At 71.0% G+C, this 12,159-nt stretch carries 11 protein-coding genes and 2 tRNA genes; 3 read left to right on the top strand and 10 right to left on the bottom strand.

Annotation, left to right across the window (positions count from 1 at the left end):
- Positions 1–111 precede the first annotated feature (111 nt).
- Positions 112–849 carry an alpha/beta fold hydrolase gene (locus FLP23_RS02225; protein ID WP_149324368.1) on the bottom strand — a complete coding sequence of 246 codons (738 nt, stop codon included), beginning with the start codon at positions 847–849 and terminating at the stop codon, positions 112–114.
- A 73-nt stretch (positions 850–922) separates the two neighbouring features.
- Between FLP23_RS02225 and FLP23_RS02230 the strand changes: the two genes are divergently transcribed.
- Positions 923–1,621 (top strand): helix-turn-helix transcriptional regulator, encoded by a 699-nt coding sequence (locus FLP23_RS02230; protein ID WP_149324369.1) that lies wholly within the window; start codon positions 923–925, stop codon positions 1,619–1,621.
- An 18-nt stretch (positions 1,622–1,639) separates the two neighbouring features.
- Here FLP23_RS02230 and FLP23_RS02235 read toward each other — a convergent pair whose 3' ends face one another.
- From FLP23_RS02235 to serS, 7 genes are all read right to left on the bottom strand, one after another.
- Positions 1,640–2,281: a LysE family translocator gene (locus tag FLP23_RS02235; RefSeq protein WP_149324370.1), complete on the bottom strand. Its 642-nt coding sequence runs from the start codon at positions 2,279–2,281 to the stop codon at positions 1,640–1,642.
- Positions 2,282–2,363: 82 nt separating this feature from the next.
- Positions 2,364–2,455: transfer RNA gene (locus FLP23_RS02240), tRNA-Ser, on the bottom strand.
- A 63-nt stretch (positions 2,456–2,518) separates the two neighbouring features.
- Positions 2,519–3,790, bottom strand: a complete 1,272-nt coding sequence (locus FLP23_RS02245; RefSeq protein WP_246140027.1) for an LCP family protein — start codon at positions 3,788–3,790, stop codon at positions 2,519–2,521.
- Between the two features lie 48 nt (positions 3,791–3,838).
- Positions 3,839–3,923, bottom strand: a tRNA-Ser gene (locus FLP23_RS02250).
- A gap of 96 nt (positions 3,924–4,019) precedes the next feature.
- Positions 4,020–5,276, bottom strand: coding sequence for an LCP family protein (locus FLP23_RS02255; protein ID WP_246140028.1), 1,257 nt, complete (start codon positions 5,274–5,276; stop codon positions 4,020–4,022).
- Complete coding sequence (locus tag FLP23_RS02260; protein WP_210413922.1) at positions 5,269–6,105, bottom strand: HAD family hydrolase; 837 nt, start codon at positions 6,103–6,105, stop codon at positions 5,269–5,271. The genes FLP23_RS02255 and FLP23_RS02260 overlap by 8 nt, the downstream gene beginning before the upstream one ends.
- Entirely contained in the window at positions 6,102–7,364 is a 1,263-nt protein-coding gene (gene serS / locus FLP23_RS02265; RefSeq protein WP_149324372.1) for a serine--tRNA ligase, read from the bottom strand. The genes FLP23_RS02260 and serS overlap by 4 nt, the downstream gene beginning before the upstream one ends.
- Positions 7,365–7,417: 53 nt before the next feature.
- On the opposite strand from serS, the gene FLP23_RS02270 reads away from it, so the two are divergent.
- On the top strand, positions 7,418–8,410 hold the full coding sequence (locus FLP23_RS02270) for a diacylglycerol/lipid kinase family protein (RefSeq protein WP_149324373.1): 993 nt from the start codon (positions 7,418–7,420) through the stop codon (positions 8,408–8,410).
- Between the two features lie 30 nt (positions 8,411–8,440).
- Here FLP23_RS02270 and pheA read toward each other — a convergent pair whose 3' ends face one another.
- A complete protein-coding gene (gene pheA / locus FLP23_RS02275; RefSeq protein ID WP_149324374.1) occupies positions 8,441–9,364 on the bottom strand; it encodes a prephenate dehydratase in 924 nt (307 codons plus the stop codon).
- Between the two features lie 96 nt (positions 9,365–9,460).
- On the opposite strand from pheA, the gene pgm reads away from it, so the two are divergent.
- Entirely contained in the window at positions 9,461–11,086 is a 1,626-nt protein-coding gene (gene pgm, locus FLP23_RS02280; protein ID WP_149324375.1) for a phosphoglucomutase (alpha-D-glucose-1,6-bisphosphate-dependent), read from the top strand.
- Here the strand turns inward: pgm and FLP23_RS02285 are convergent.
- Positions 11,077–11,916 carry a M15 family metallopeptidase gene (locus FLP23_RS02285; protein ID WP_149324376.1) on the bottom strand — a complete coding sequence of 280 codons (840 nt, stop codon included), beginning with the start codon at positions 11,914–11,916 and terminating at the stop codon, positions 11,077–11,079. The genes pgm and FLP23_RS02285 overlap by 10 nt on opposite strands.
- Positions 11,917–12,159: the final 243 nt, after the last annotated feature.

A 12,159-nucleotide genomic window follows, 5' to 3' on the forward strand; every position in this document is an offset into this window, starting at 1 on the left:
TCCTCCCTGTCCGGTGGCGGCGGAGACCGTCACGGATGAGGAGGCGGCGGGGCGGCGCGTGATACGCGCGGATGCTCGGAGCGGATCGGATCCGGCGGTCGCAGACGCCGGCTAGGGGCGAGGGCGGGCCGCGTGGTGGATCGCCTCGGCAAGCGCTTCGGGGCGGCTCCACATCGGCCAGTGCCCGGTCGGCAGGTCGATCAGCTCGACGTGCTCGAGCCGATCCACCTCGGCGAACATCGGATGGCCGGCCGCGGCCAGCTCCTGCACCTGCGCACTCGGCAGGGAGCAGCACACCAGTGTCGTGGGCACGCTCCGCCGGGCGTCGTTGCTGAGCTCGATGCGGGCGCGGGCCACCGGACCGGGTTCGGCGACGGCCTTCTCGCGGAAACGGTCGAGGTGGTCGATGTCGAGGCCCTCGAGGCTGGCCTGCCGGCCCAGCACGTCGAACTCGGGCAGGGGCAGTTCTTCGACGGCTTCCGGAAGGTCGGGCGCGAACGCGCCCCCGGGGGGCATGGGGCCGGAGTCGATCCACACGACCCGGCGCACCCGGTTCGGAATCCGGTCGAGGACCAGGCTGACCGGACCGTTGGCGCCGCTGTGCCCGACCAGGACGACCTCGCCGTCGATCGAGTCGATGACGTCCTGGATCGCGGCGGCCTGATCGTCGAGCGTTCTGGTGGCGCGTTGCGGATCCTGGACGTCGAGGCCGGGAAGGGTGAGGGCGATGGCACGAGCCCCGGCCGCGGTGAGGTGCTGACGCACCTCGTCCCACGCCCAGGCCCCCAGCCAGTACCCCGGGACGAGGATCATCGTGGCGGGGCTCGGGTTCTGCGGTGTCGAGGTCATGGCTCGATGCTGGCATGCACGCTGGACAACGGCGTGTCACTATTTATGACATGAATTCGGAATGGGCGCCGCGATGAAGCGGGCCGAACGCCTGCACGCGCTCTCGGAGAGCCTGCGCCGCAGCGGGAGACGCGGCCGGAGCGCTGCCCAGTTGGCGAGCGAGTTCGGGGTGTCGACCCGCACCATCAAGCGGGATCTGACCGCACTGGAGAACGCCGGTCTTCCCCTCTGGGCGCGCCCCGGCCCCGGTGGCGGCTTCGGACTGGCGCCGGGCTCCACGCTGCCGCCGCTCACGCTGTCTCCCGCCGAGGCGATGGCGCTGCTGGCCGCGGTGGCGGCAGCTCCGGACGCGCCCTACGCCGACCTGGCGGCCAAGGGCGTCGCCAAGATCGTCGACATCCTCGATCCGCTCACGCGGGAGCGGGCGGAGCTCCTGGCCCGCCGCGTGTGGGTCGACCACCCCGCCACGGCGTCCCGAGCAGTCCGTTCCGCCATGGAGCAGGCGATGACCGACCAGCGGGTTCTCCGCATCCGCTACCTCTCGAAGGACGGCGTCGCCAGCCGGCGCGACATCGAGCCGATGCTCTTCGCCTCGAGGCACGGCAACTGGTACCTCATCGCGTGGTGTCGACTGCGGTCCGCCGTCCGCTGGTTCGCCCTCGACCGCATCCAGGCGGCCAGCGTCACTCGTGAAGCGTGCGCCGGTCACGACATCCGGGAGATCGGCGCCCCTCCCGAGACCGCCGCGAGCGTCATCACCCCCCGGCCGTGACGCGCTCGGAGGAGCGTCTCAGCGGGGGTCGCCCGCGAAGGCGGTTGCCACGCCGAGTCCGATGATGCTGACGCCGCCCGCTTGGCCGATGCGTCGCAATCGTCTCGGGGAGCGGGTGAACCAGCCGCGGACCGTGCTGGCGGCGACCGCCCAGACGAGGTCGGTGGCCAGGCCGATCGCCACCGGCACGAGTGCCAGCAGCAGCATCTGGGCGGTCACGTTCCCGGCCGTGGGGACGACGAACTGGGGAAGGATCGCGGCGTAGAGCACGAACACCTTCGGATTGGTGACCCCGACCAGAAGGCCCTGCCGGGCGGTGGCCCACCAGCCGGGCCGGGCCGACGCCTCGGCCGCCTGCTCAGGTGACGGCGCGCGGTGCGCGAGGAGCGCGTGCACTCCGAGGAAGACCAGGTAGGCCGCGCCGGCGTATTTGATGACGTGGAAGAGCACCTCGGATCGGGCGAGCAGCTCGCCGAGCCCGACAGCGACGACCACGCCGGCGACGAGGCTCCCGAACGCGTTTCCGACCACGGTCGCGATCGCGATGCGGCGCCCGTGCGCCAGGGCCCTCCCCACGATGAACAGGACGCTGGGCCCCGGAACGGCGATGATCAGCACGCTCGCGAGCGCAAGTCCCGCCGCCTGAGACGCCCCGATCATGACCCTCACCCTATCCGGCGGGCCCGGCGACGGATCGCCATGATCGGCCCCGGCGCGAAAGCCGGGGCTGACCAGGTCTTCGTGGCGGAGACGGAGGGATTTGAACCCTCGGTCCCCCGGAGGGGACTCCACCTTAGCAGGGTGGTGCACTAGGCCGAACTATGCGACGTCTCCTGGTACTGCCTGCCCATCATAGCCGCACGGGGGAACCCGTTCGGACCGCCGCGAGGGGCGCGATCAGCCGTGGAAGCCGACCGAGCAGGTCTGGTCGGCCGCGGTCTGGCCGTTCACTCCCGAGATGATGACCTTGTCCGGCAGCACGGGCTCCGGGGCCGTCGTGGCGCCGGGGGTGGGCGTCGCCGAAGGGTCGGCGGGCGTCGCCGGATCGGCCGGCGCGTTCGGGTCGACTTCGGAACCGCGACCGTCACCCGCCTTGTCGAGACCGATCGGCTGGTCGGCGCGGATCGCCGCGAACAGCTTGTCGGCGATCGCCTGCTTCGGCTGCACCTTGCCCGCGTAGATGCCCTGACCGCCGGTGCTGCCGGGGTACTGCACGAAGGTGATGCGGTCCATCGGGATCTTGTTGAGCGCCTTCGCCATCGCGACCACGGTCGCGGGCTGGGTGAGCTCGGTCGAGAGCTGCATGTTCGCCGCAGCCGCCTTGGTGAGGCCGATGAGCTTGCCGACGTTGGTGAGGGTGTCCTCCGACTTGAGCTTGCGCAGCAGCGCCGAGAGGAACACCTGCTGCGAGCTGATGCGCGTCAGGTCCGAGCCGTCGCCCACGCCGTGACGCGAACGGAGGAACTTGAGCGCGTCGTAGCCGTCGAGGTGGTGGGTACCCGGCGCCAGGTCGAGGCCGACGAACTTGTCGTGGATCGCCGTGGCGACGCACACGTCCACGCCCCCCACGGCAGCCGCCATCGTGGCGACACCGTCGAAGCCGATCATTCCCGCGTACTGGATGTCGAGACCGGTGAGGTTCTCGGCGACGTTGACGACGCAGGGCAGGCCGCCGTAGTAGAGCGCGTTGTTCATGGGCAGACCCGTCGCCACGCCCCAGGTCTTGCCGGTCTTGGGGTTCACGCACCCGGGGTACGGCACGACGAGGTCGCGCGGGATGCTCACCGCGACCGCGTTGGTCTGATCCGCGGACACGTGGATGATGATGTTGACGTCGTTGAGCACGCTGTCGCGGTCCCAGTTGGCGTCCGATCCGACGACGAGGATGTTGAAGCCGCCCTCGTAGGCGCCGATCTCGGGGATGGGCGCCTCGGTCTCGTTGATCTTCACCGAGTTCGCCGCGACCTCCGTGGTCAGCTGCACCGCGGCGATGCCGACCACCGAGGTGGCGGACACCAGCACGACGGCGAGGCTCGCCCCGAAGATCCCGAGAACCGTCTTCCAGGCGCGCGAGCGCGGAAGCCGCCCGTGGCGGGCGATGACCGTCGGTCGTGGAGCACGCGCAGATCGGGATCGATCACGCAACTGCTGCTCTTCGGACACGGACACCTCTTCTCCTCGGGACGAACGGACGGTTCGGATGGGCACGACACGCGGCGGAGGGCGTGGGATTCGAACCCACGAGACATCGCTGCCCACCGGTTTTCAAGACCGGCTCCATCGGCCACTCGGACAGCCCTCCTCGGTTGACCGAATGCCGAGTGTATCGGAGAAGGAAGCCTCAACCCTGGCAATCCCGTGCGAGGGCGCCACGGAAAACCCCGGAAGGGAGCACTTCTCAGAAGTGGTAGGCGCGCGTGCAGGTGTAGTCGGCGGCCGACTGGCCGTTGATCCCGGAGATGACGACCTTGTCGGGAAGCACCGGCTCCGGTGTCGCCGACGTGCTCGGGTCGGGTGTCGCCGGCGTCTCGCTCGGGGCGGGCACGGGGGCGTTCGGATCGACGACCGAGCCGTTGCCGTCGCCCACCTTCTCGACTCCGATCGGCTGATCCGCCGCGATCGCCGCGAACAGCTGGTCCGCCAGTTGCTGCTTCGGCTGCACCTTGCCCGCGTACATCCCCGAGCCGCCCGTCGATCCCGGGTACTGCACGAAGGTGATGCGGTCCATGGGGATCTTGTTGAGCGCCTTCGCCATCGCGACCACGGTTGCCGGCTGGGTGAGCTCCGTCGACAGCTGCATGTTCGCGGCCGCGGTCTTCGTCAACCCGATGAGCTTGACCACGTCCGTCAGGGTGTCCTCCGACTTGAGCTTCCGCAGCAGCGCCGAGAGGAACACCTGCTGCGAGCTGATGCGCGTCAGGTCGGAACCGTCTCCCACGTGCTTGCGCGCCCGCAGGAAGGCGAGCGCCTGCCGCCCCTGCAGGGTGTGGGTGCCGGCCTCGATCTCGAGCCCGGCATCCTTGTCGACGATGCGGTCGGTCACGCACACATCGACGCCGCCCACCGCATCGGACATCGCGGCGACCCCGTCGAAGGTGATCATGCCCGCGTACTGGATCTCGAGGCCCGTCACCGATCGCACCACGGTGACCGCGCACGACAGGCCCCCGTACAGCAGCGCCGAGTTGATGGGCTGGCCGGCCATGGGCGAGCTCGTCTTGCCGGTCGCCGGGTCGGTGCACGAGGGGAACGGCACGACGAGGTCGCGCGGGATGCTCACCGCCACCGCACTCGTGTGGTCGGCCGAGATGTGCACGACGATGTTGACGTCGTTGCGCGCCCCCTCGCGGTCCCAGTAGGCGTCGGAGCCGACGACGAGGATGTTGAAGCCGCCCTCGTACGCACCGATCTCGGGGACGGGGGCCTCGGTCGGGTTGATCGTCACCGAGTTGTCGGCGAGTTCGCGCCCCAGCTGGTAGGCGGCGATCCCGACGACCGAGACGGCGGCGACCAGCACGACGGCGAGTGCGCCGGCGATCAGCCCGAGAACCGTCTTCCAGGCCGCCGCACGCGGCAGCCGACCGTGGCGCGCGAGCCCCGCGGGCTGCTCGCGCGCCTCCCGCGATCGGTCGCGTCGCGTCGGAGGCTCAGTCACGATCACCCGGGAAGTACTTCGCGAGGGCATCGGCGACGCCCTGCTCGAGATCGGTGCCGGTCACGTCGGTGGCCACGGCGCGCACCTCGTCCGGGGCCTGGCCCATGGCGATCGCGACCCCGCCGCCATCCGCCGCCCACTGGAACATGTCGATGTCGTTGCGGCCGTCGCCGATCACCAGGACCCGGGAGGGGTCGATGCCGAGCTGCGCCCGCACGTACTCCATGCCGGTGCCCTTGTTGACGCCGTCCGGGGCGATGTCGAGCCAGGCCGTCCAGCCCACGTTGTAGCTCACCTTGTGCAGGCCCATGCGTTCGACGACGCTCAGGAAGTCGTCGATCGCGTGGCCCGGCGACAGCACGACGACGCGCGTCGCGGGCTCCTCGAGCAGCTCCTCGAACTCCACCTGCAGGCGCCCCGCGGCGAGCGCCCCCTCGGGGAACTGGCCCGTGAACCGGAACAGGCCCTCCGGATCCTCGACGGCGTAGCTGGCGCCCTCCAGGTGGCCGCGGATGGTCGTGAGCACCTCGCGCGGGTCGAAGGTCTCCACGCGGTCGCGCACGTAGCCGACCGGTGCGTCCCGGTCGCGGCGCAGCACGATGGCGCCGTTGGCGCACACGGCATACCCCGGTGCGATGCCGACGCGATCGATCACGGGCAGGGTCATCGACACGGAGCGCCCGGTGGCAGGCATGATCTCGTGCCCGAGCGCGCGCACGCGGGCGATCTCGGAGGCCACCCGCTCGTCGAGCGTGCCGTCCTCCTGCAGCACCGTGCCGTCGATGTCGAGCCCGATGAGCCAGCGCTCACCCTGCGCGGGGGCGGTCACGTCACTGGCTCCAGCACGTCCAGGCCGAGGAACGGGCGCAGGGGCTCGGGCACCACCACCGAGCCGTCGGCGCGCTGGTGCGTCTCGAGCAGCGCGACGATCCAGCGGGTCGTCGCGAGCGTGCCGTTGAGGGTCGCGACGGGTGCCGTCTTGCCCTCGGCGCCGCGCTGCCGGATGTCGAGGCGCCGCGCCTGGAAGGTCGTGCAGTTGCTCGTCGAGGTGAGCTCGCGGTAGGCGTCCTGCGTGGGCACCCACGCCTCGACATCGAACTTGCGGGCGGCGCTCGTGCCGAGGTCGCCGGCCGCCGTGTCGATCACGCGATACGACAGCCCGAGGCTCTGCAGCATCCCCTCCTGCAGCGCGAGCAGGCGCTCGTGCTCCGCCTCCGCGTCCGCGGGGTCGATGTAGCTGAACATCTCGAGCTTCTGGAACTGGTGCACCCGGATGATGCCGCGGGTGTCCCTGCCGCCCGAGCCCGCCTCGCGGCGGTAGCAGGTGGAGATGCCCGCGTACCGCAGGGGGCCGGCCGAGAGGTCGAGGATTTCGTCCTTGTGGTACCCCGCGAGCGCCACCTCGCTCGTGCCGGTGAGGTAGAGCTCGTCCTTCTCGAGGTAGTAGATCTCGTCGGCGTGGGCGCCGAGGAACCCGGTGCCCGCCATGATCTCCGGACGCACGAGGGTCGGTGTGATGAGCGGGGTGAACCCCGCCTCGAGCGCGCGCGTGAGGCCCAGCTGGATGAGGGCGAACTCGAGCCGGGCACCCACCCCCTTGAGGAAGTAGAACCGGGCCCCCGAGACCTTCGCTCCGCGCTCCATGTCGATCGCGTCGAGCAGCTCGCCGATCGCCAGGTGGTCGCGCGGCTCGAAGTCGAACTCCGGCCGTCCGCCCACCTCGCGCAGCGTCACGAAGTCGTCTTCGCCTCCCGCCGGAACCCCGTCGAGAACGAGGTTCGGGATGGATCCCGCCACCTCGGCGAAGCGCGCCTCCGCCTCGCCCGCGATGCGCTGGGCTTCCTTCACCTGGGCGGCGAGCTCCTGCGCCTGGGCGACGAGCGCGGGCTTCTCGTCCTTCGGCGCCTGCGCCACCTTCTTGCCGAAGGCGTTCTGCTCGGCCCGGAGCGTCTCGAAGCCGACGATCGCGGCCCGACGCGCCACATCCGCCGCGAGCGCCTCGTCGACGAGCTCGAGGGAGGCCCCCCGGCGTTCCTGCGAGGCTCGGACCAGATCGGGTGCGTCGCGCAGCAGCTGGGGGTCGATCACCTTCCCAGTCTAGGAGCCTGCCGGGCGAGCGCCCCATGGCCTACCGTGGAGCCATGTCGCCCCCCGACGTCGCCGCAGCGCGGCGCGCGGCCGTCGTGTTCAACCCGGTCAAGGTCGACATCGAGCGCCTTCGCGCGGCCGTCGCCGCGGCCGAGAGCGCCTCCGGCTGGGCCAAGAGCCTGTGGCTCGAGACGACGACCGATGATCCCGGCCAGGGGCAGGCCGAGACGGCGGCCCACGCCGGCGCCGCGCTCGTGATCGCGGCGGGAGGCGACGGCACGGTTCGGGCGAGCGGGTCGGCGCTGCGCGGCACCGGCATCCCCCTCGCGATCGTCCCCGCCGGCACCGGCAACCTGCTGGCCCGGAACCTGGGGCTCGACGTCAGCTCGGGCCACCTCGAAGCCACCATCACGAACGCCTTCACGGGGGTCGACATCGCGATCGACGTGGCGCTCATCCAGATCACCCGACCGGATCGCAGCGTCGAGGATCACGCCTTCCTCGTGATGGCGGGTCTCGGCCTGGATGCCAAGATGATCGCCCACACCAACCCCGAGCTGAAGCGGCGCGTGGGCTGGCTCGCCTACGTCGGCGCGATCGGGCGCGCCCTCGTCGACAAGGAGGTGCTGCGCATCCGGTACCGCCTCGACGGCGGAGAGGAGCGCGCCTCCCGCGCCCACACGGTCATCGTCGGCAACTGCGGGTCGCTGCCGGGCAACGTGCTGCTGCTGCCGGACGCCGAGGTCGACGACGGGGTGTTCGACATCGTGACGCTGCGGCCGGAGGGCTTCGGCGGGTGGGCGCGGGTGTGGATCGGGATCGTGTGGGAGAACGGGGTGCTGCGCCGCAACGCGGTGGGGCGACGCCTGCTCAACCTGCGCAGCAGACCGGTGCGAGCCATGCGCTACCTGCGCGGCCGGCAGTTCGAGCTGCTGCTCGACCGTCCCGAGGAGTTCGAGCTCGACGGCGACGAGTTCGGACTCGTCACCGGGTTCCGGGCACGCGTCGACCCGGCGGCGCTCGTCGTGCGGGTGCCGCGGAGCTGATCTCGATACACCGCCTTCAGCGGCACTCGATCAGCGAAGGTCCGCGCCGGAGACGATCTCGCGGAGCCAGTCGCGGGCGTCGATGAACACCTGGTCGTCGTAGCGGCTCGTCACCTCGACGCGCTGCTTGTCGGCCCGCGGATACGCCCCGAGGAACTGCACGCTCGGGCTGAAGCGCTTGAGTCCGAGCAGGGCGTCGGCGACCCGCTCGTCGAGCACGTGGCCGTCGAGGTCGACGATGAAGCGGTAGCGGCCGAGCGCGTCGCCGATGGGCCGCGACTCGAGCAGGCTCAGGTTCACTCCGCGGGTCGCGAACTGCTCGAGCATCTCGACGAGCGCACCCGGCTGGTCGGTCGGCAGCTCCACGATGACGCTCGTCTTGTCGGCGCCCGTGCGCGGCGGGATCACGCGCGAACGCGAGACGAGCACGAAGCGCGTCACGGCGTCCGGGTTGTCGGCGATGTCCTCGGCGAGCACCTCGAGCGGCAGGTGCTGCGTGATGCCGGGCGGGGCGATCGCCGCGTCGGCGGTGCCGGACTCGAGCAGCTCGGCGGGCGCCGCGACGTTGGAGGTCGACGGGATGTGGCCGTGGCTCGGCAGGGTCGCGTCGAGCCACAGGTGGCACTGCGCGTAGGCGACCGGGTGCGCGTTGATGACCCGCACCTCCTCCAGCCGGGTTCCCGGCCGCGCGACGAGCTGGAAGTTGACCGGCACGAGGTACTCGCCGATGATCCGCAGCCCGGGCACGTTCGCGAGGGCGTCCTGGGTGGCGCTCACGCCGCCCTCGACGCTGTTCTCGATCGCGATCATGGCGGCCGTGCTGCGGCCGCTCACGACGTCGTCGAGCGCCTCCCCCACGTTGTTGACCGCACGCCACTCCTCGCCCGCGGCCTCCGGCACCTGCGCGAGCGCCGCCCAGGTGAAGGTGCCGGCCGGCCCGAGATAGCTGTACACGTGACGACCCTACCCAACCCCGCGAGATGTCGGATGTTGCGGGATTCGGGGCCGAAAACTGCAACAGCAGACATCTCGCGGGACCAAGATGTTGGCATGACCTCGCGTGCGGGAACCCCGGCTCAGCCCTCCGACCTCATCGACGTGCACGCGCTCGTCGACGCGTACTATCACCGGACCCCGGATCTCGACGATCCGGCGCAGCGGGTGGTGTTCGGCACGAGCGGGCACCGCGGCTCGAGCCTCGACGGTGCCTTCACGGAGACGCACATCGCCGCCATCACCCAGGCGATCGTCGAGTACCGCGCGGAGCAGGGCATCACGGGTCCACTGTTCATCGGATCCGACACGCACGGGCTCTCCGCCCCCGCGCAGACGACGGCGCTCGGGGTGCTCGAGGCCAACGGCGTGCACGCGATCGCCGACGAGTACGACGACTACGTGCCGACCCCCGCGCTCAGCCGCGCGATCATCCGCTACAACCGCGACCATCCCGGCGAGCCGCAGGCCGACGGCATCGTCATCACCCCGAGCCACAACCCGCCGCGCGACGGCGGCTTCAAGTACAACCCGCCGCACGGCGGCCCGGCCGACTCGGACGCCACGAACTGGATCGCGGGGCGGGCCAACGAGCTCATCGCCGACGGAAACCGCGAGGTGCGCTTCTCGGAGCCGTCGGGCGTCGACTGCTACGACTTCCGGGGCGCGTATGTGGACGACCTCGCGAACGTGCTCGACATGGGCGCGATCGCGCGGGCGGGCCTGAAGCTCGGCGCCGACCCGCTCGGCGGGGCGAGCGTGCACTACTGGTCGCTCATCGCCGAGCGCTACGGCCTCGACCTCGAGGTCGTGAACCCGCAGGTCGATCCCGCGTGGTCGTTCATGACACTCGACTGGGACGGCAAGATCCGGATGGATCCCTCCTCACCCTCCGCGATGGCCTCCGTCGTGGCGCGCGCGGGCGACTACGCCATCCTCACCGGCAACGACGCCGACGCCGACCGGCACGGCATCGTCACGCCCGACGGCGGGCTCATGAACCCCAACCACTACCTCGCGGTCGCCATCCAGTACCTCTATGCGCACCGCCCCGGGTGGCGTGCGGATGCGGCGATCGGCAAGACCCTCGTGTCGAGCTCGATGATCGATCGGGTGGCAGCCTCGCTCGGTCGACGCCTGTGGGAGGTGCCGGTGGGCTTCAAATGGTTCGTGCCGGGCCTCATCGACGGCTCGGTGGGCTTCGGCGGCGAGGAGAGCGCGGGCGCGAGCTTCCTCACGCTCGACGGGCAGGCCTGGACGACCGACAAGGACGGCATCCTGCTGGCGCTGCTCGCCGCCGAGATCCGCGCGGTGACGGGCACGAGCCCGAGCGAGCTCTACCGGGAGCTCGCCGCGGAGTTCGGCGACCCCGCCTACGCGCGCGTCGACGCGGCGGCGACGCCCGAGCAGAAGGCCCGGCTCGGCAAGCTCTCGGGCGACGACATCACCGCATCCACGCTCGCGGGCGACGCCATCACGGCGCGGCTCTCGCACGCGCCCGGCAACGGCGCGGCGATCGGCGGGGTGAAGGTCGCGAGCGAGCACGCCTGGTTCGCGGCGCGCCCCTCCGGCACCGAGAACGTCTACAAGATCTACGCGGAGTCGTTCCGGGGGCCGGAGCATCTGGCCGAGGTGCAGGCCGAGGCGAAGACCATCGTCGACGCCGCTCTCGCTCAGGGGTAGTCCGGCGCGGCCGGGTAGCCGAAGAACTCCTCGAGCGTCACGACGCCCGTGTCGTGCATTTCCTTCGCGAGCGCGGGGCCGACGTATCGCAGGTGCCACGGCTCGTACTGGTAGCCCGTGATGCCCGTGTACCCGTCGGCATACCGGATGATGAAGCCGTACTCCCAGGCGTGCTGGGCGAGCCACTGGCCCTGCGGGGTGTCGCGGAAGCACAGCTGCAGCGAGCACGCCCGGGGCAGGGCGTCGACGTCGAGCACCCAGCCGGTCTGGTGTTCGCTGAAGCCGGGACGCGCGGTCAGCAGATCGTTGCCGCCGTACACCTGCTGCTGGGCGGCGTAGCTGCGGTAGCTCGAGAGCACCTGCATCTGCAGGCCCGTCTGCGCCTGGAAGTCGGCGAACATCCGCACGACCGCGTCCGCGGGCTCCTGCCGCAGGTAGGCCGGGTTGATGTACGGCACGGGGACCGGGACGACCGCGGGCTGGAAGTCGACGGGATTCATCGGGTTGAGCTTGTTCACGATGACCCAGGGACTGTCGGGGTCGGTCAGCGAGTACTGCGTCTTGTCGAACGCCGGCGGGGGTGGCGGGGTCTCCACGGTCGGCTCCGGAGTGGGTGTCCCGGCGGAGGCGCTCGGGCTCTCGGAGGCCGGATCGCGCGGCCCGGCCTCCGGGCTGCCGGAGGGCGCCAAGGCGACCGCGATGGTGACGACGAGGGCGACCACGAGCACCGCGACGAGGGTGCCGAGCACCGCGATCCGGCGCCGGCGGAGCTGCCGCGCGCGCGCCTTCCGCTCGGACGCCGATCGGGTGGCAGGCGAGGGCGCGGTCATGGCAACTCCACCCTAGAGCAGGGCGCTGAGAAGCTCTGTGAGCGCCCTGGGCGTTCGCCGGACGCGACGCCGTGGGAGCGCTCCCGCGCGTGTCGTACCGCCCACCGATGCGGCCTCTGACCGGGGATTTCGGGATGCGGCCGAATCGTTGCAGAAAATCGTGTTGACACGCGCCCCGCGAGCGTGTCATGGTGTTCCCGATTTCGTGGGAGCGCTCCCACAGCCCGATCGTGGGAGCGCTCC

It is taken from the genome of Protaetiibacter larvae, from assembly GCF_008365275.1.
GTDB lineage: Bacteria > Actinomycetota > Actinomycetes > Actinomycetales > Microbacteriaceae > Homoserinibacter > Homoserinibacter larvae.

Coding starts and splice junctions, on each gene's coding strand:
- FLP23_RS02235 (WP_149324370.1), bottom strand. CDS start 2,281: ATGATCGGGGCGTCTCAGGCGGCGGGACTTGCGCTCGCGAGCGTGCTG.
- pgm (WP_149324375.1), top strand. CDS start 9,461: ATGACCTCGCGTGCGGGAACCCCGGCTCAGCCCTCCGACCTCATCGAC.
- FLP23_RS02285 (WP_149324376.1), bottom strand. CDS start 11,916: ATGACCGCGCCCTCGCCTGCCACCCGATCGGCGTCCGAGCGGAAGGCG.
- FLP23_RS02270 (WP_149324373.1), top strand. CDS start 7,418: ATGTCGCCCCCCGACGTCGCCGCAGCGCGGCGCGCGGCCGTCGTGTTC.
- FLP23_RS02230 (WP_149324369.1), top strand. CDS start 923: ATGAAGCGGGCCGAACGCCTGCACGCGCTCTCGGAGAGCCTGCGCCGC.
- FLP23_RS02225 (WP_149324368.1), bottom strand. CDS start 849: ATGACCTCGACACCGCAGAACCCGAGCCCCGCCACGATGATCCTCGTC.